16 protein-coding genes and 1 other RNA gene are annotated in these 18,539 nt (G+C 51.4%); 9 read left to right on the top strand and 8 right to left on the bottom strand.

The window, feature by feature from the left end:
• Nucleotides 1-157 precede the first annotated feature (157 nt).
• Nucleotides 158-1,768 carry an L-aspartate oxidase gene (gene nadB / locus ACP3TC_RS04755; protein ID WP_313853228.1) on the top strand — a complete coding sequence of 537 codons (1,611 nt, stop codon included), beginning with the start codon at nt 158-160 and terminating at the stop codon, nt 1,766-1,768.
• Here nadB and trmN read toward each other — a convergent pair.
• Nucleotides 1,761-2,498 (bottom strand): tRNA(1)(Val) (adenine(37)-N(6))-methyltransferase TrmN, encoded by a 738-nt coding sequence (gene trmN, locus ACP3TC_RS04750; protein WP_426817631.1) that lies wholly within the window; start codon nt 2,496-2,498, stop codon nt 1,761-1,763. The two genes, nadB and trmN, sit on opposite strands and share 8 nt — an antisense overlap.
• Before the next feature lie 132 nt (nt 2,499-2,630).
• On the opposite strand from trmN, the gene srmB reads away from it, so the two are divergent.
• On the top strand, nt 2,631-3,956 hold the full coding sequence (srmB, locus tag ACP3TC_RS04745) for an ATP-dependent RNA helicase SrmB (RefSeq protein ID WP_313853231.1): 1,326 nt from the start codon (nt 2,631-2,633) through the stop codon (nt 3,954-3,956).
• Nucleotides 3,957-4,200: 244 nt separating this feature from the next.
• Here srmB and grcA read toward each other — a convergent pair whose 3' ends face one another.
• Complete coding sequence (grcA, locus tag ACP3TC_RS04740; RefSeq protein ID WP_426817630.1) at nt 4,201-4,584, bottom strand: autonomous glycyl radical cofactor GrcA; 384 nt, start codon at nt 4,582-4,584, stop codon at nt 4,201-4,203.
• Between the two features lie 304 nt (nt 4,585-4,888).
• On the opposite strand from grcA, the gene ung reads away from it, so the two are divergent.
• A complete protein-coding gene (gene ung / locus ACP3TC_RS04735; RefSeq protein WP_426817629.1) occupies nt 4,889-5,569 on the top strand; it encodes a uracil-DNA glycosylase in 681 nt (226 codons plus the stop codon).
• Nucleotides 5,570-5,637: 68 nt separating this feature from the next.
• Here ung and grpE read toward each other — a convergent pair whose 3' ends face one another.
• Nucleotides 5,638-6,216 carry a nucleotide exchange factor GrpE gene (grpE, locus tag ACP3TC_RS04730; protein WP_313853235.1) on the bottom strand — a complete coding sequence of 193 codons (579 nt, stop codon included), beginning with the start codon at nt 6,214-6,216 and terminating at the stop codon, nt 5,638-5,640.
• A 124-nt stretch (nt 6,217-6,340) separates the two neighbouring features.
• Here grpE and nadK point away from each other — a divergent pair, with 124 nt between their 5' ends.
• The 3 genes from nadK (at nt 6,341) to bamE (ending at nt 9,493) form a co-directional block, all read left to right on the top strand.
• The gene (gene nadK, locus ACP3TC_RS04725; protein WP_313853236.1) at nt 6,341-7,219 is read left to right on the top strand and encodes an NAD(+) kinase; all 879 of its coding nucleotides are present in this window, start codon (nt 6,341-6,343) and stop codon (nt 7,217-7,219) included.
• 87 nt (nt 7,220-7,306) lie between these two features.
• Nucleotides 7,307-8,968, top strand: a complete 1,662-nt coding sequence (gene recN / locus ACP3TC_RS04720) for a DNA repair protein RecN (protein ID WP_426817628.1) — start codon at nt 7,307-7,309, stop codon at nt 8,966-8,968.
• A gap of 177 nt (nt 8,969-9,145) precedes the next feature.
• On the top strand, nt 9,146-9,493 hold the full coding sequence (gene bamE, locus ACP3TC_RS04715; RefSeq protein ID WP_313853238.1) for an outer membrane protein assembly factor BamE: 348 nt from the start codon (nt 9,146-9,148) through the stop codon (nt 9,491-9,493).
• A 42-nt stretch (nt 9,494-9,535) separates the two neighbouring features.
• Here bamE and ACP3TC_RS04710 read toward each other — a convergent pair whose 3' ends face one another.
• Both ACP3TC_RS04710 and ACP3TC_RS04705 read right to left on the bottom strand, forming a co-directional pair.
• Entirely contained in the window at nt 9,536-9,823 is a 288-nt protein-coding gene (locus ACP3TC_RS04710) for an RnfH family protein (RefSeq protein ID WP_426817627.1), read from the bottom strand.
• Complete coding sequence (locus ACP3TC_RS04705; protein ID WP_313853240.1) at nt 9,816-10,250, bottom strand: type II toxin-antitoxin system RatA family toxin; 435 nt, start codon at nt 10,248-10,250, stop codon at nt 9,816-9,818. The genes ACP3TC_RS04710 and ACP3TC_RS04705 overlap by 8 nt, the downstream gene beginning before the upstream one ends.
• Nucleotides 10,251-10,409: 159 nt before the next feature.
• Between ACP3TC_RS04705 and smpB the strand changes: the two genes are divergently transcribed.
• The 3 genes from smpB (at nt 10,410) to ACP3TC_RS04690 (ending at nt 12,751) form a co-directional block, all read left to right on the top strand.
• Nucleotides 10,410-10,892, top strand: coding sequence for an SsrA-binding protein SmpB (gene smpB / locus ACP3TC_RS04700; protein WP_313853241.1), 483 nt, complete (start codon nt 10,410-10,412; stop codon nt 10,890-10,892).
• 49 nt (nt 10,893-10,941) lie between these two features.
• Nucleotides 10,942-11,305: a transfer-messenger RNA gene (gene ssrA / locus ACP3TC_RS04695) on the top strand.
• 204 nt (nt 11,306-11,509) lie between these two features.
• Nucleotides 11,510-12,751: an integrase gene (locus ACP3TC_RS04690; protein ID WP_426817626.1), complete on the top strand. Its 1,242-nt coding sequence runs from the start codon at nt 11,510-11,512 to the stop codon at nt 12,749-12,751.
• 246 nt (nt 12,752-12,997) lie between these two features.
• Here the strand turns inward: ACP3TC_RS04690 and ACP3TC_RS04685 are convergent, their stop codons facing one another.
• From ACP3TC_RS04685 to ACP3TC_RS04675, 3 genes are read right to left on the bottom strand one after another with little or no spacing between them, the layout of a single operon-like run.
• Nucleotides 12,998-15,937, bottom strand: coding sequence for an AAA family ATPase (locus ACP3TC_RS04685; protein WP_426817625.1), 2,940 nt, complete (start codon nt 15,935-15,937; stop codon nt 12,998-13,000).
• Nucleotides 15,934-16,533 (bottom strand): hypothetical protein, encoded by a 600-nt coding sequence (locus tag ACP3TC_RS04680; RefSeq protein WP_426817624.1) that lies wholly within the window; start codon nt 16,531-16,533, stop codon nt 15,934-15,936. The genes ACP3TC_RS04685 and ACP3TC_RS04680 overlap by 4 nt, the downstream gene beginning before the upstream one ends.
• Nucleotides 16,523-18,511, bottom strand: a complete 1,989-nt coding sequence (locus ACP3TC_RS04675; protein WP_426817623.1) for an ABC-three component system protein — start codon at nt 18,509-18,511, stop codon at nt 16,523-16,525. Before ACP3TC_RS04675 ends, ACP3TC_RS04680 begins: the two co-directional genes overlap by 11 nt.
• Nucleotides 18,512-18,539: the final 28 nt, after the last annotated feature.

Here is an 18,539-nt window from a genome sequence, read left to right as displayed (position 1 = left end):
CAGAGCACGGCTAAAGCTGAGGTAAAAGCGACGAATCACAAACCTCAGAATAGCAAGCTCATCAGCAGCACGCGTCGAAAGCTCAGAAAAAAGACTTTTTTCCTGCTGAAATTGAGTGTTATGCTCAGCAAACAACCTGTTTAGTAAATTAAACACCATGACCCATTCGACCGACTACAGCTGTGACGTATTGATTATAGGCAGCGGCGCCGCCGGGCTGTCACTGGCATTACGGCTGGCCGCGAAGCATCAGGTTACCGTGCTGAGTAAAGGGCCGGTGAACGAAGGCTCAACGCTGTATGCGCAGGGCGGCATTGCCGCCGTGTTCGACGAAGCCGACAGCATTGAATCGCATATCGAAGATACGCTGATTGCCGGCGATGGCCTGTGCGACCGCGAGGCGGTGTCGTTTATCGCCACTAATGCGCGCCACTGCGTACAGTGGCTGATCGACAATGGCGTCGCCTTCGATACCGAAACCCGCGCCAATGGCGAGCAGCACTATCATCTGACGCGTGAAGGCGGCCACAGTCATCGCCGCATTCTGCACAGCGCCGACGCCACCGGCAGAGCGGTCGAAACCACGTTGGTCAGCCAGGCACTCAGTCACCCGAATATTCATATTATCGAACGCAGCAATGCGGTCGATCTGATCGTCTCAGATAAAATCGGCATCGCCGGTCCGCGCCGGGTCGTCGGTGCTTATATCTGGAACCGTAATCGCGAAAAAGTGGAAACCCTGCGCGCCGGTTCAGTGGTGCTGGCGACCGGCGGCGCCGCCAAGGTGTATCAGTACACGACCAACCCGGACGTCGCCTCCGGAGACGGAATCGCCATGGCCTGGCGTGCCGGCTGTCGGGTCGCCAATCTTGAGTTTAATCAGTTCCACCCTACCTGCCTGTTCCATCCGCAGGCACGCAACTTTTTGCTGACCGAAGCGCTGCGTGGCGAAGGCGCCTGGCTAAAACGCCCGGACGGTACGCGTTTTATGCCGGATTTTGATCCCCGTGGGGAACTGGCGCCGCGTGATATCGTCGCGCGTGCCATCGATCATGAAATGAAACGCCTCGGCGCTGACTGTATGTATCTTGACATCAGCCACCAGCCGGCCGATTTTGTCCGCGCCCACTTCCCGACCATCTATGAAAAACTGCTGACGCTGGGCTTTGACCTGACCAGCCAGCCGATTCCCATCGTCCCTGCCGCCCACTATACCTGTGGCGGCGTAATGGTCGACCAACATGGCCGCACCGATGTCGACGGGCTGTATGCCATTGGTGAAGTGAGTTACACCGGCCTGCATGGCGCAAATCGCATGGCATCCAACTCGCTGCTGGAGTGTCTGGTGTACGGCTGGTCAGCGGCAGAAGATATCATGCAACGCCTGCCGCAAATCGCAACGGTAAACGAATTACCGGCATGGGATGAAAGTCGGGTGGATGATTCTGACGAACGGGTAGTGATTCAGCATAACTGGCATGAGCTACGGCTGTTTATGTGGGACTATGTGGGCATTGTCCGCACCAGCAAACGGCTGGAGCGAGCGCTGCGCCGCATTACCACCCTGCAACAGGAAATCGACGAGTATTACGCCAATTTCCGCATTTCCAACAATCTGCTGGAACTGCGTAATCTGGTACAGGTGGCAGAGCTGATGGTGCGCTGCGCAATGGCGCGCAAAGAGAGCCGGGGCCTGCATTTCACCCTCGACTACCCCAACCAGCTGGCGCAAGCGCTACCGACCATATTACAACCTGAGGCTATCTGAACAGGTAAAAATCCCGGGTCAGACTGCAATGCGCTTCTGAATAGAGCTGGTCTGGCCCACGAATCACCATGCTGTCGTAAAATTGTTCACCCGACTTCGGCGACAATGCCAGCATGACCCGATTCGGCGGCCGGGTTTCATTATCCGCGATATCGGTGCGATAGCGTAAAAACCAGCCGCGCTCGCAGGCCATTTCTACAAAGCGGTTGCCGACATCCGCTGGCAGCACCACGCAAAAAAAGCCGTCCTCGTCGATTAACGACTCGGCGCAACTTAATAAAGTCGGGTGATCAAGCGTATCGGTATAGCGCGCGGCGGCCCGCTCGGGTGACGCACAGGCCGATCCTGCCGCAAAATAAGGCGGATTGCTGACGATCAGGGAATAGCGCCACTGACACTGACTGGCCCACTGGCTGATATCCTGCTGATAAATGGACAGCCGCGCGGCCCACGGCGAAGCCGCGCAGTTTTCCTGCGCCTGCGATGCTGCTTCCGCATCCAGCTCGACGCCATCCACCTTCACGCTTTGTCCGGTGCGCTGCGCCAGCATCAGCGCAATCAGGCCACTGCCGCAGCCAATATCCAGTACCCGCTTCACACCGGCTACCGGTGCCCAGGCTCCCAGTAAAACGCCGTCAGTGCCGACTTTCATTGCACAACGATCGTGAGCGACAAAAAATTGTTTAAAAGTAAAACCGTTGGCGCGCAAAGTAGCCTTTTGTTGAGACATAACACTGACCTGAAGTGGAAACGGCGCTAGCATAGGACAATATAAGGCTTGAGAAAAGTCATCAACTGAACACAAACAGATGAAGATCGTGTTCAATCTGTCTATAATCAGCGCCCCAAACTGAGGTAGAACATGACTGTAACCACTTTTTCCGAACTCGAACTTGATGAAAGCCTGCTGGGTGCCCTGCAGGAAAAAGGCTTCACTCGCCCAACCGCGATCCAGGCAGCAGCAATTCCGCCCGCGCTGGAGGGCCGTGATGTTTTAGGTTCGGCGCCAACCGGCACCGGAAAAACGGCTGCCTTCTTGCTACCGGCATTGCAGCATCTGCTCGACTTTCCGCGTAAAAAATCCGGCCCGCCGCGTATTCTGGTGCTGACGCCAACGCGCGAACTGGCGATGCAGGTTGCCGAACAGGCACGTGAACTGGCAAAAAATACCCATCTGGATATTGCTACCATCACGGGCGGCGTGGCGTTTATGAACCACGCGGAAGTGTTCAGCGAAAACCAGGATGTGGTGGTCGCCACCACCGGACGCCTGCTGCAATACATTAAAGAAGAGAATTTTGATTGTCGCGCGGTTGAAACGCTGATCCTCGATGAAGCTGACCGCATGCTGGACATGGGCTTCGCGCAGGATATCGAAACCATCGCGGCCGAGACCCGCTGGCGCAAACAGACCATGCTGTTTTCAGCCACGCTGGAAAGCGAAGCGGTCACGGAGTTCGCCAAACGTATTCTGAATGAGCCGGTAGAAGTAGAAGCCGATCCGGCGCGGCGCGAACGCAAAAAAATCCTGCAATGGTACTATCGCGCCGACGACATTAAACATAAAACCGCGCTGCTGATTCATCTGCTGAAGCAACCGGAAGTGACGCGCTCTATTGTCTTCGTGCGTAAACGCGACCGCGTGCATGAACTGTGCGGCTGGCTGCGTGAAGCAGGTATCAATACCAGCTATCTTGAAGGCGAGATGGTTCAGGCGAAGCGCAACGAAGCCTTTAAGCGTCTGAGCGAAGGCCGGGTGAACGTGCTGGTTGCCACCGACATCGCCGCGCGCGGGATTGATATTGATAACATCAGTCACGTATTTAACTTTGATATGCCGCGCACTGCCGATACCTATCTGCACCGTATTGGCCGTACCGGCCGCGCCGGTAAGAAAGGCACGGCGCTGTCGCTGGTTGAAGCCCACGATCACCTGTTGCTGGGCAAAATTGCCCGCTATATCGATGAGCCGCTGAAATCTCGTACCATTGATGAGCTGCGCCCGACCACGCGTGTGCCAAGTGAGAAGCTGAAAGGCAAGCCATCGAAAAAAGTATTAGAGAAGCGTAAAGAGAAAAAAGCCAGCGAAGAGACGAAACCGCGCGTTAAGAATCGTCACCGTGATACTAAAAATATCGGAAAGCGCCGCAAACCAAGCAGCGAAGTCAAAACTGATAATGCCGAATAATCGCACCGCTTAACAAATAAACCGCCTTATAAGGCGGTTTTTCTTTATCGATACGTACTGAATTAAGGGTATTGCAAGCCTGTAGAGGCCCCGGCAGGGATAAATCTAATTCACAGGATGATACGCAGGATATACTTACTTATATCATAATGATTTATAACATATAAACCTGCCAGCAGACTGATGACAGTTTGTACTACACAATAAAAAAGGAGCCAGAAGGCTCCTTTTTCTGTTGTTACTGTTACAAGCTTTCGGTAAAAGTACGCGCAATCACGTCACGCTGCTGCTCAGGGGTCAGCGAGTTAAAACGCACCGCATAGCCAGAAACACGAATGGTCAGCTGCGGATAGTTTTCCGGATGCTTAACCGCGTCTTCCAGCGTCTCACGGCGCAGCACGTTAACGTTCAGATGTTGCCCACCTTCCACGCGTACTTCCGGCTTAACTTCCAGCGGAACTTCGCGATACTCAATCTGGCCAAGATCGCTCAGCGAAACCAGTTGATCTTCGCTGTAGCCTGCTTTCGCGCACACGCAGCGCGCCTGTGCTTTTTCATCATCCAGCAACCAGAAAGAGTTCAGCAGTGCACTGTCGTTAGCTTTAGTGATTTGAATTCCAGTAATCATGTCGTGCCTCCCAGGCGTTTCAGCGCTGGCATCGCGGCCAGCGACGGTTTGATTAAATTGACATTACTAAGGTTTATATCAACTGCGCCGCCATGCAGCCTTGATATAAATCAATCTATAGGCCGAACTTCAGCGGCTGTTTTAGTCAACTTTATGATTTACATCACTATTCAGCCCATAGCGATTTATGATTATTTTTGTAAATTTCAACTAATTTTTAAATTTTTGCCTGCTGTCGATAAACGTTAAACTACGCCATCAAACTGGAGTCAGCCTGTTCAAACAGGCCCTAAGGGAGAATGTTATGGTCAACGCATTAACCTGGCACGATGTGCTGGCAGAAGAAAAGCAAAAGCCCTATTTCATCGAAACGCTTAGCGCAGTAGCCAACGAGCGGGCGGCGGGCAAAACCATCTATCCACCGCAAAAAGATGTGTTTAATGCGTTTCGCCTGACGGAACTGGGCGCAATTAAAGTGGTCATTCTGGGCCAGGATCCCTATCACGGGCCGAACCAGGCGCACGGTTTAGCCTTCTCAGTACTGCCTGGCGTGGCGGTTCCGCCCTCGCTGGTCAATATGTACAAAGAGCTGGTGACTGATATCGAAGGTTTTGAGCGCCCCACTCACGGCTTTCTGGAAAGCTGGGCAACACAAGGTGTGATGTTGCTGAACACCGTGCTGACCGTTGAAGGTGGCAAGGCGCACTCCCATGCACGCTTTGGCTGGGAAACCTTCACGGATAACGTAATTGCGGCCATTAATCAGCATCGTGAAGGCGTGGTGTTTTTGCTGTGGGGTTCACACGCGCAGAAAAAAGGCAGCATTATCGATCGTCAGCGCCATCACGTGTTGCAGGCTCCTCACCCTTCGCCACTGTCGGCACATCGCGGTTTTCTGGGTTGCGGCCACTTCTCGAAAACTAATGCTTATCTAAGCCAGCGGGGTGAAACCCCAATCGACTGGACGCCTTATCTGCCGGCATAAAAAAAAGCACCGATATCGGTGCTTTTTCGTTAAATCATCATGGCCGACAGCATCAGCCACTAAAGCATTCAGGATTTGGCTTTCGCGACGGCAACCATCGCCGGACGTAACAGACGGCCATTAAGCGTGTAACCACGCTGCATCACCATCAGTACGTGATTAGGTGCCACATCTTCAGACTCCATCATTGACATCGCCTGGTGAACTTCCGGGTTGAACGGCACATTGATATCGCCAACCACTTCAACGCCGTATTTACGCACCGCATCAAGCAGTGACTTCAGCGTCAGTTCGATACCTTCGATCATCGCAGCCAGCTCAGGGTTGGCTTTATCCGCCAGCTCCAGCGCACGCTCAAGACTATCGATTACCGGCAGTAATTCGTTAGCAAATTTTTCCAGTGCAAATTTGTGCGCTTTCTCGACGTCCAGCTCGGTGCGACGACGAATATTCTCAATTTCTGCCTGCGCACGCAGCTGTGCTTCACGCACGCCGCCCTGAGAAATCGCCAGTTCAGCTTCAAGCTGAGCGATACGCTCATCACGCGGGTCCACCTCGTTTGCTGTATCCGCCTGATTTTTCATTTGTTCCATCTCAATCTCATCTGAGACTTGCTCGTTTGGTGTGTTCTGTTCTTTACTACTCATGAATTTCTCCGCGTTTTGCACATTCATCTCGCTGGTTCGCTTATTATGGGGATCAGAATCGCGGTTTCAAGGGAAGCCAGTCACATTGTCGGGGCAGAATATCCCCCAGAGGAATACCAGCATAATGAACAATCATTTCAACTGCATTGGAATTGTCGGCCATCCACGCCATCCAACCGCTCTGACGACGCATGAAATGCTCTATCGCTGGCTAACGGCAAAAGGCTATGAAGTGATAATCGAGCAGCAGATTGCCCGTGAACTGGCGCTGGAAAATGTGGAAACCGGCACGCTGGCGGAAATTGGCCAACGCGCCGATCTGGCCGTGGTGGTTGGCGGCGACGGTAATATGCTGGGCGCCGCACGGGTACTGGCGCGTTACGACATCAAAGTGATCGGTATTAACCGGGGTAACTTAGGATTTCTGACCGATCTCGATCCGGATAACGCCCAACAGCAGCTCGCCGATGTACTGGAAGGCCAGTATATCGTTGAAAGCCGCTTTCTGCTGGAAGCACAGGTATGCAGAAAAGATAATGCTCCGCGCATTGGTACTGCCATCAATGAAGTGGTGCTGCATCCGGGTAAAGTAGCGCATATGATTGAATTTGAAGTTTATATTGATGAAAACTTTGCCTTCTCTCAGCGCTCAGACGGCCTGATTATCTCAACGCCAACCGGCTCAACCGCGTATTCGCTGTCGGCAGGCGGGCCGATTCTGACCCCGTCACTGGATGCTATCGCGCTGGTGCCGATGTTTCCGCACACGCTGTCGGCCCGGCCGCTGGTGATTAACAGCAGCAGCACTATTCGCCTGCGTTTTTCCCATATGCGCAACGACCTGGAAATTAGCTGTGATAGCCAGATTGCACTGCCCATTCAGGAAGGTGACGATGTGCTGATCCGCCGCAGCGATTATCGGCTCAACTTGATTCATCCTAAAAACTACAATTATTTCAATACCCTTAGCTCAAAGCTTGGCTGGTCGAAAAAATTGTTTTAAAAATCGTCCCCAGCCACTTTACTGTATATAAAACCAGTTTATACTGTATGAAAACCCATATCTGTGTTTGTATACAGGAAAATAATTATGCTGGCACAACTGACCATCAGTAACTTTGCTATCGTTCGTGAGCTGGAGATTGATTTTCAACGTGGCATGACGGCGATCACCGGCGAGACCGGCGCGGGTAAATCGATTGCTATCGATGCCCTCGGCCTCTGCCTCGGCGGTCGTGCTGAAGCAGATATGGTGCGCCAGCAAGCGGCGCGAGCAGATATCTGTGCGCGCTTCTCACTGAAAGACACGCCATCGGCGCAGCGCTGGCTGGAAGAAAACCAGCTGGATGAAGGCAGTGAATGCTTGCTGCGCCGGGTAATCAGCAGTGATGGTCGCTCGCGTGGCTTTATCAATGGCACCTCTGTGCCGCTCTCTCAGCTGCGTGATCTTGGTCAGATGCTGATTCAGATTCACGGTCAGCACGCTCATCAGCTGCTGTTAAAACCCGATTATCAGAAACATCTGCTGGATGCTTACGCCGATGAAAGCCTGCTGACGCAAGCCATGGCGGCACGTTATCGCCTCTGGCATCAGAGCTGCCGCGAGCTTGCACGTCACCAGCAACTGGCACAGGAACGCGAAGCACGTCGCGAACTGCTGCAATATCAGCTGAAAGAGCTGAATGAGTTTGCGCCAGTAGCCGGTGAGTATGAAAATATCGACGAAGAGTATAAGCGCCTAGCCAACAGCGGGCAGCTGTTGTCCATCAGCCAGCAAACCCTTCAGTTACTCGCCGACGGCGATGACAGCAATCTGCAAAGTCAGCTGTATAACGCCCGTCAGATGATGGGTGAATTAATCAGCATGGATGACAAACTGAGCGGCGTATTTACTATGCTGGAAGAGGCCGCGATTCAGATCAGTGAAGCCAGCGATGAACTGCGCCATTACTGTGACCGTCTGGATCTCGATCCTAACCGGCTGTATGAACTGGAACAGCGCTTATCACGTCAGATTAACCTGGCGCGTAAACACCATGTGACGCCTGAGGAGCTGCCGGTCTTCCATCAGCAGTTGCTGGCAGAACAGCAGCAGTTATCGCAGCAGGAGAGCGATCAGGAAGAACTCTCCGGCGCAGTAGCCTTACATCACCAGGCGGCACTGGAAACCGCGCAGCAGCTGCATCAGCGCCGTGCGCATTACGCCAGCGAACTCAGTCAGCTGATTACTGAAAGTATGCATGCCCTGTCTATGCCGCACGGTAAACTGGCGATTGATGTTCAGTTTAACGCCGAACAACTGACCGCCGATGGCGCCGACCGCATCGATTTTCGCGTCAGCACTAACCCCGGGCAGCCATTGCAGCCTCTGGCGAAAGTGGCGTCTGGCGGTGAACTTTCCCGTATTGCGCTGGCGATTCAGGTAATTACCGCGCAAAAAATGGATACGCCGGCATTGATTTTTGATGAGGTGGATGTCGGAATCAGTGGACCTACCGCTGCGGTTGTGGGCAAGATGCTGCGTCAGCTTGGCGAATCGACTCAGGTAATGTGTGTGACGCATTTGCCGCAGGTAGCCGGTTGCGGCCACCATCACTTCTTTGTCAGTAAAGAAACGGATGGCGCAGTGACAGAAACGCATATGCAGGCGCTGGATAAGCGTGCCCGCCTGCAAGAACTGGCGCGTTTACTGGGTGGAAGCGAGGTTACACGCAACACCCTGGCGAACGCTAAAGAGCTTTTAGCGGCATGACCCAGCACTTTTTTTTATTCCTGTGGTCATAAGCTTGCTCTGTAAAGGTTTCAAACTGCGGTAAGGTTTATTATCATCGGCATCTTATCGATGTGCGAAACCAGAGCTTAAAAAGGCTTAGTGACCCGGGTGAAGTCGCCTCATGCAAGGCGTCGAGCCCCAATAAGGAATCAATTAATGCGCTGTAAAACGCTGACTGCTGCTGCAGTGGTACTTCTGATGATGACCGCTGGCTGTTCCACTCTGGAGCGAGTGGTTTACCGTCCAGACATCAACCAGGGCAATTACCTGGTTGCTAATGATGTATCAAAAATTCATACCGGCATGACGCAACAGCAAGTTGCTTACACGCTGGGTACCCCGATGATGCGCGATCCGTTTGGCAGCAATACCTGGTATTACGTGTTCCGTGAACAGCCGGGCCATGAGCCGGTGAAGCAGCAAACCCTGACGCTGACTTTTGACAGCAACGGTACGCTGGCCAACATTGATAACAAACCTAAGCTGACCACTCCCGAAAACTGATTGTCAGCGGCGAGTAAAAAAAAAGGCGCTCAACCGGCGCCTTTATTTTTTTGCTGCTCTTTCCGCTCGCTGGCGCCGTAGCTCTTTCGGATCGGCGATCAATGGACGATAAATCTCAATGCGATCGCCATCCTGTACCTCATCGCCCAGCTTAACGGGCCGGCTAAAAATGCCGACTTTGTTTTCGCTAAGATCAATATCGCGACGCAGCTCAAGGACGCCTGAAGCCTGAATTGCCTGCTCCACCGTGCTACCTTCAGCCAGTTTTACCGCAAGCTGATACTGTTTTTCGGGCAATGCGTACACTACCTCAACCGCGATATCAGGCACGATAAACCTCTTTCGCCCGCAGGGTAAAGGCTTGCACCATACTGCTGGCCAGCTCTTTAAACACACGACCAAAAGCCAGCTCAACCAGCATATTGGTGAATTCAAACTCGAGGTTGAGTTCAACCTTGCAGGCATCTTCGCTGAGTGAGGTGAAGCGCCAGCCACCGGTTAACTTGCGAAATGGCCCATCAACCAGCTGCATATTAATGCTCTGATTATCCGTCAGCGTATTGCGGGTAACAAAGGTCTTACTGATGCCGGCTTTAGAGACATCAACCGCTGCCGTCATCTGATGATCACCGGACTCCAGCACGCGGCTGCCGGTGCAGCCCGGAAGAAACTCGGGATACGCATCGACATCATTCACTAACTGGTACATCTGCTCAGCGCTATAGGGCACAAGTGCTGAACGGCTAATCTGGGCCATAACGATTCCTGTTAATCTCAAAACATGTAAATAATATCATTCCCGGCCATCAAACAAAAATTCTCTACCGCCAATGGCGTGCTAAAATAGCGTATTTCCTCGACTGGTTTTGGTCAGGGGATGCCATTATTCACTGCTTGATGTAGACTAAGCCGCACTATGACAAAGAAAAAAGCAAATAAACCCGGTTCCGCTACCATTGCCATGAACAAACGTGCCCGCCATGAATATTCCATTGAGGAAGAGTTCGAGGCAGGACTTTCGTTACAAGGATGGGAAGTCAAATCACTCCGCGCCGGCAAGGCCAACATCAGCGACAGCTATATTCTGCTGCGCGATGGAGAGGCTTATCTGTTTGGCTCAACATTCCAGGCCCTGAGCGTGGCATCTTCGCACGTGGTCTGTGACCCAACCCGCAGCCGTAAGCTGCTGCTGAAACAGCGCGAGCTGGATTCGCTGTATGGCCGCGTAAATCGCGAAGGCTATACTGTGGTTGCGCTGTCTATGTACTGGAAAAATGCCTGGGCCAAGCTAAAAATCGGCGTGGCTAAAGGTAAAAAAGAGCACGACAAGCGCGATGACATCAAAGATCGCGAATGGAAGTTAGACAAAGCACGTATTATGAAACACGCAAATCGCTAACCCTCTGGTGTAACGACTGCTTTTTCTGATATACTGCTTCACAGTACTTGGGGCTGATTCTGGATTCGACGGGATTTGCGAAGCCCAAGGAGCATGCCGAGGGGCGGTTTGCCTCGTAAAAAGCCGCAAAAAAATAGTCGCAAACGACGAAAACTACGCACTAGCAGCTTAATAACCTGCTTAGAGCCCTCTCTCCCTAGCCTCCGCTCTTAGGACGGGGATCAAGAGAGGTCAAACCCAAAAGAGATCGCGTGAATATCCTGCCTGGGGTTGAAGCGTTAAATCTAATCAGGCTAGTTTGTTAGTGGCGTGTCCATCCGCAGCTGACTGGCGAATGTAAAGATTGGACTAAGCATGTAGTGCCGACGGTGTAGTAATTTCGGACGCGGGTTCAACTCCCGCCAGCTCCACCAAAATTCTCCATCGGTGATTACCAGAGTCATCCGATGAAGTCCTAAGAGCCCGCACGGCGCAAGCCCTGCGGGCTTTTTTGTGCCTGCAATTTGTCCTGGGTAGTCTGAAGCAAACTAATTAAATCCGAACCTTTTAGGCACCTTGTTAGGCACCTCATAAAGCATTATTGTTTTTGAGGTGCCTAAAACTATGGAAACCCAGCAATGGCAAGACAAACCAAACCTTTATCCGTCAAGGAAATTGAATCCGCCAAACCCAAGGAAGCGGACTACGTTCTCTATGATGGCGATGGCCTTGAGCTACTCATCAAATCAAGCGGCAGTAAAATCTGGCAGTTTCGCTACATTCGCCCTGTCACGAAGAAACGTGCGAAAAAAAGTGTTGGGGCTTACCCATCAGTTACCCTTGCTGATGCACGAAGCTACCGGGCAGAGGCTCGCGTTCTCCTGGCAAAACAAATCGATCCTCAGGAGCATCAGCAAGAACAACTCCGCAGTTCACTTGAAGCCAAAACCAACACTTTCCAACTCGTAGCTGAACGTTGGTGGAATGTGAAGAAAGCCAGTGTGACCGAGGACTACGCAGAGGATATCTGGCGCTCGCTGGAGAGAGATGTTTTACCAGCGATTGGCGATATCAGTATTACAGATATTAAAGCTCATACACTGGTTCAGGCCGTTCAACCGGTTCAGGCCAGAGGAGCGCTGGAAACCGTCCGTCGCCTGTGCCAACGAATCAATGAGGTCATGGTATATGCTCAAAACACAGGTCTAATTGATGCTGTCCCCAGCGTCAATATTGGAAAGGCATTCGAGAAGCCTCAGAAAAAGAACATGCCAAGTATCCGTCCAGACCAGCTACCTCAACTAATGCGGACCATGCGTACCGCCCACATTATCCTACCAACACGGTGCCTGTTTATGTGGCAACTTCTTACGATCACCCGCCCAGCGGAAGCAGCTGAAGCCCGCTGGGACGAGATAGACCTAGAAGCACGAGAATGGAAAATCCCTGCAACACGCATGAAAATGAACCGCGACCACACTGTTCCATTGTCAGATGAAGCAATTGCGCTATTGGATATGATGAAGCCGTTAAGTGGAAATAGAGAATTTATCTTCCCCAGCCGTATCAAACCGACTAAGCCAATGAATAGCCAAACCGTAAACGCTTCACTGAAACGTGCAGGTTTTGGTGGTGTACTTGTTTCACACGGTCTGCGATCTATTGCTAGTACGGCCCTAAATGAGCAAGGCTTTCCGCCTGATGTTATTGAGGCAGCATTGGCACACATAGACAAAAACGAAGTACGCCGCGCATATAACCGCAGCGATTATCTCGAGCAACGTCGTCCAATGATGCAATGGTGGGCTGACTTTGTGAAAACAGCAGATAATGGAAGTGTGATTGAGAGTGGGATAAAAGGAATGCGGTTGGTTGGATGACTTACGTGAACCAAGACCAGCTCAGGGTTTTGAGCTGGGCTGGGCTGATAAAAACACGATGTCTGCGTTCAGTTTAAAAGCGTGAATGCGTATCCAGTTGCGGACAAGTTCGAATTAAACACGTTAGACATGTCATCGTAGCCGGAATGCGCATTGTCACACTTGCCGAACGTGGCTTTAATTTGCGCCCCAGTCATATATAGTGATCCCTTCGTTCAGAGCTATATTTTCAACAACGTAGTCGGCTCAAAGTGACCGTACTCCAACACCTCCACCAACCGGAGCCAGTGTCACTAGTTGTACTTGCACGCCATCATTTGAAAGCTTGCGAGCAAAGAATCGGGCTTGCACAGGGTCATGCGTCGTTACAATCGTTTGAAACCCATAGTCAACAATATAGTCGCGAAGCACATCAAACACGGCTGAGGCATGTACCAAGTCATGATGCTGCGTTGGGTCATCCAGCAGTAAAGCTTTCCAGGGCGACCAACGATGAACCTGTGCCATTGATAATAGGAATGAAAGCTGTAAGTCCGCTTTCTGCGCTTCGCTGGCCACTTTGTAAGCCGGTGCCTCACGCTCTCCAACAGGCACCTGTACATGGGCATGAGGTTTATTACGGCGGCGAAGGTATTGAAGGCCAGTCTGACTAAATCTTGGCTCGCGAACAATTCGACTAAGGAGCGATTGCCATAATGGTTCGATATCAAGCAAGCGAGTATGAATCTGCTCAACTTCATTCGTTAAAGCTGTTGAGAAGGTATCCAGCGTCAATCTTCTTTCATCAACACGCTTCAATTCATTTGATGCTGCGTCAAGATTTTGTATGAGATAAATACCGTGCTCCAACTCGCTACGATCTCCCCGCTGGCTGTCGATGATTTCCTGCGACTTCCGATAGTCAACTGAGCCGCGCAATCGTGCGATATCCCGTCTAATCTCACCAAGCTCGGAGAGTGAACCGACTAAGCGCGACGTTGCCAACTCACAATCAGCCAACGTTGCGGTCAAAATAGACTGTTCAGGTTCACCGGAAAGATGTTGTAATGTCCAACGTTCACGGCATTCCACTACCCGATTAAAGTAGGATTGCCACTCTGCATGCGTACCATCAAAAAGCGATTTAGATTGGCGCAGATTCGCTTCCCCGACATCGACGAGTGCTTCGGCTTGCCGCCGTTCAAATAGCTTAGTATCTGCGAGTTCCCCCAACCTAGCCACATCTTCTTTAATCAATTCTAGGGAGCGAGGCGGTGTTGGTAGTGATGAGAACTCCTCAAACTGTTGCTGGAGCATTGAAACTATCGTTTCGCGACGGCGTAAGGTTTGCGCTGTTTGGTTTTCGTTTTCAACCGCGCGATGAGCATGTTGGCGATATTGCGTAACCGCCTCAACCGAGTGGCGTGGTGCTAGCTGCTGTGAAAACTCATCAAGTGCCACCTTAGCCAAGTCGAGTTCCTTACGTCGTGCAGCCAGCCGTTCGCTTGCGATCTCAAGATTCGCTTCCTCGAAGATTTGAAGTTGGCGCACTAAATCGACTCGCCCCAGAAGAGAATCTCGGTCACTGATCGCGCGATCGCGTAAGGCGACGCTTTGACCGTGCAATTGTGTGGCTTCATCCTTATTCCGCTCAGACTGTGCAACCGCATCCCGACATTCGCGCTCATGTTCTGCAAGGCTGCGCAAAACTGGGTCGACCGCCTGCAACTGGTTGTCAATTCGGCGCCTAAGCTCAGCCACTCCGTGCTCGACCCCACAAACAGGACAGTCTCCTCGTTTATCCGATAGATCTGCGGCGATTGCTGCCACTGCGGCCCTGATACTATCGCTGGATTGTTGCAAGGTGTGCAGACGCCCTCTTGCTTCAGTCGCACGCTTAACAGCTATTTCATGCTCAGCCACTTTTTCGCCGAGCACTCGCTGTTGATCTCCTATTGATTGGTTGAAGCTTTTAATCTGCTCGTCGATGACTCGAATCTGCTCGGCATCGGCACTCCACTCAAACCACATGCGAGAAGCCACTTCGAGCTCGGCTGCCTTGGTTTGCCAATCGGCTCGTACGGCAGTCCACTGTATATAGGCGTCTTCAACATCTTCCGCCTCTTTCAGTGTACTAGCAGTCGATGCGCGGACTGAGACGCACTGAACGTATGCTTGGCGCTCTCTTTCCAACGCTTCGTTTTCGATTTGAAGGGTTTGATGCAGCCGCTCCCGTTCCTCTACCTTAATAAGCTCGTCCCTGACACGCCTCAGTTCAAGATCCGCTTCAATGTGCGCAGCAGCAGCTTGTGTAACTTTAACCGCAGACGCATCACGTATTCGCTGCGCTTCTTCATGGGCTTGTTGACGCAGAGACTTCAATTCTGCTAGTCGGTTTGATGCATCCACCGCTAATGTAAATGCACTACAGACCTCATTCATCTGTTGCAGCGCAACATACTTTTCTCTCAGCCCCAGCAATTCCGTCTGAATGTTACTCGTGCAAACGGCCTGAGCAGCTTCTAGACTATCCAGATTATCTGCGCTTATCTGGTCTGAAGAATATAATTGCAGTGCCATAGCAATTTGCTCAAACGTGGGCAATTCTCCACTGACCCGCTCTTTCGCCTCGTTACGCTGTTGCAAGAGGTTATTCCAAATCTGAACTTTGTTCTGAGCATCGACAGTATTCCGTTCCTGCTCCGTCCGCACTTTAGTCACAGCCTGCTTAAGGCCTGTTATTAAACCACTAGCATATTGGGCATCCTTTCCAATCGGCAGCCTAGTCAGCTGATCACCAGCGCTTGATGATTCTTCTTGCGTGAACCAGTGCTTATCGCGTTGATCAAGCAAATGAGTCAGTCGTAGTAAGTACCCAAGGTCTTCCTGATTGACGTTACCATGCAATTGGGATCGCCCACTCCAGTATACTGGCGTCGCATCTGTGGTAACGATAGCTCTGTGTTCAAAATCCCCGAAATCCAGGTTAACTTCTGCTCGCTGCGCACCTTCCCGCACAAGAGCGAACATATCCTCATTAAGACGGGCTACAGTGCCAGTCAATGCCAATTCGATCGCCTCAAACAACGCTGTTTTTCCAGTACCATTCGGAGCTAAAAATATCGTCGCTTGTGAAGAGATAGGGACCGTAACGTCCGCAGCGAATCTCCTGATGTTGCTAAGTGTTATATTCTTCAAAACCGTCATGCGTCTTCCCCGGAAACATTCTCAAGGATTTGTGCCGCAAGTTCCTGGCCTGTGACGCCAGACATTAAAGCCTGACGCCAATGTGCCTGCTCCTCGGGCGAAAACCAACTGTGTAGCTTGGCTGCTTGCACAAGTGAGGCTGACAGTGGGTCCGCCATATCCCCCACTCTCCTAGGGGCGACTGGTGCAGCAAGGAAAGTACGCCTCAAGAACACCTCTCCACTTTCGTTCGGTCGCTTGACATACTTTCTGCAATATTGATCGTCGGCCTCGAGCCTAAGACAATCATCTAAAGATGCCGATGCGATCTCCAAAAAGAGGTAGATATCTGCGGTGGCGGGCTCAGCTAAAACATCGCGTACATCTGCCGCCCAACGCAGTGCAGAGCCAGAGGCATGCAGTGTTTCCGCATGGGCGACCAGAATGGTGCGCCCCCCCCCATGTTCAATGCCAGTACGACGGACCAATAAGACACGGGCTAAAAATTCTTCGCCCGCCAGTTTTTCCAAATCGGCCGACTGTCTGGTTGGTTCGCAGAATTTAAATCGGGGATTGGCAAAATCCCGCCAGCTAGCAATCCAATGTTCAATCTGCATCAGGATTCTCCGTCGTAAGCATGTTAATATGCAGCGCGCGCTGTGCTTCGCGCCCTTGCAGCGCTTTAGCAAGAAAATCTTTTAAGCTCGCAATGGTCTTCTGGCCAAGAGCATCCTTATACTCCTGTGAATCCGTAACAATCGATGTTGGCGCGCGCGGCTCTGCGATGCTGTCCCCTCCATCCCGACCATCAGCCAGTGTCTTACCGTAGATAGCAGATACCGACGAACGAGCTTGTGGCAACACCAGCACACGCGCTGTCTCTTTACCTAGGAACTCCGCTCTCTGAGATCTGTCATCATCATCGAAAAATCTCCGTAAGTCCTCGGTTTGCTGATTTGGACCAGCCCAATACATTAGCGCTACCGCCCTTACAGAAAAGTCATCGCAAAACTTTCGCCAACTTCGGTCCTTCGTGTCTAATGCAATCGCAAGATGTAGAAGCATGAAGAGTGCATCTGCAATCAAGATAACAGTACGAAGTCCCGAACGCAGTTCACCGATAATGAAACTACCCTCGCTCTTGGCATAGAGCATATCTGTTAGAAGTTCTTGCTGGAGCATAGTGTCAGCATTTATTTCGTCTTGCCATTCACACCAGAGGGCTTCTACGGCATCGCGTACTTCGCTTGATTGACCTCGGGAAATTTTTTCACTCACCCGATTATTCACATATTTCCAAGTCAAAGCGGTCATTCGCATGTTCAACTGCGAAGCTTCTCCATCCATAAGCGAGGTATTACGTAGTTTTCTATGGTCGGCAGGAGTAGAAGTAGCCCCCCAGTTAGACCATCTCAGTGCAGAGAGCTCGTCCGCAGACTGCCCAAGCGTCCTGCGCACGATTTGGGCTACCATTGCATGCCAACCATCAACACCAGAGGCAGAGACAGCAACACCTTGAGCAACATGTAGTGCAAGTCGCATAAGCGACAGCTGCAAGGGACTAAAAGGCTCACTATTACATTTGTGCCCAAATTGTAGTTCATAGCTACGGTCCCTTAAGGGCTCCCATAACCGATCAACCACCGTTTCTGGAAACTCTATATCAGTACCGTGTCCCGACAACGTGCCAGATATCTCCCACTCAAGTGGGCTCGCCATGTTATAGCGCGCCCAAGCACGTTTTTGCGGGCGGACGTACCGCTCAATCTGACAAGCAATCATTCGGGGAGTGATTGACTGATCAGAGGAAGCATTCATTACCAGAAAATCCCGAACTTCACGCCGGACATCATCAGGAGATGAATACCAATCAATGAGACTACTGCAGCAGTCCCCATCAACACGTTCCTCATCCCCATGCTCCCTTATTTCCAAAGCGCGCAAGCATTCAAACATCGCCTCGTCACTTGAGAAATCACACCAGGAAGACAACCAAGTTCGAACTGTTGCGGTTGGGTTCCCCGCCTTGGAAAAGCCCTCTACGTTAGCTCCAGCCTTGCTCCACTCTGTGCAGACGGCCCGAAGGTGCACAATTGTTAGATTTTTCTTAATCTGAATATTTGCATTCGGAATTGCCAAGCGGAATATCTTCGAACCACCGCGTTCAGAAACAGGCTTCGCGAAATGTTTAGCCAACTTTTCGAACGCGGAGTCGAGGGCAGTAAGATTCTTTAATTCTCCCTTATTTTTGCCACTCGTTTTCACACCACGTATTGGCTCATCATCAGAAAAATTGCCCATCTGACGTTTCACTTGGCAGTGGATCGTTACATTTGCTGCTCCATGTAAAACGATATCATCCCACTCATCTACGTCACCCTGCTCGTTGCCAATACGCTGGCATTGCTCCATACCGCCCATATAGGCAATAACAGCTTTAACAGCGTACAGAGTTGCAACACGATAGTCATAATCATCTGCCTGCTTCAGGCGTAACTTTTTCTGCATGAGAATCAATAACTCGTCGTTATTAAATAGAGAAATTTCGGTTTTTATCTCTGCAGTCGCCAATCTGACAGAATTGGATGACGTCAATCCATTCTCAATGCGGTTAACTAAAGAG

This window comes from Winslowiella sp. 2C04 (assembly GCF_050037805.1).
Classification (GTDB): Bacteria; Pseudomonadota; Gammaproteobacteria; order Enterobacterales; family Enterobacteriaceae; genus Erwinia; species Erwinia toletana_A.
The sequence above is the reverse complement of the archived record's forward strand: the minus strand, read 5'-3'. Positions and strand labels throughout refer to the sequence as shown.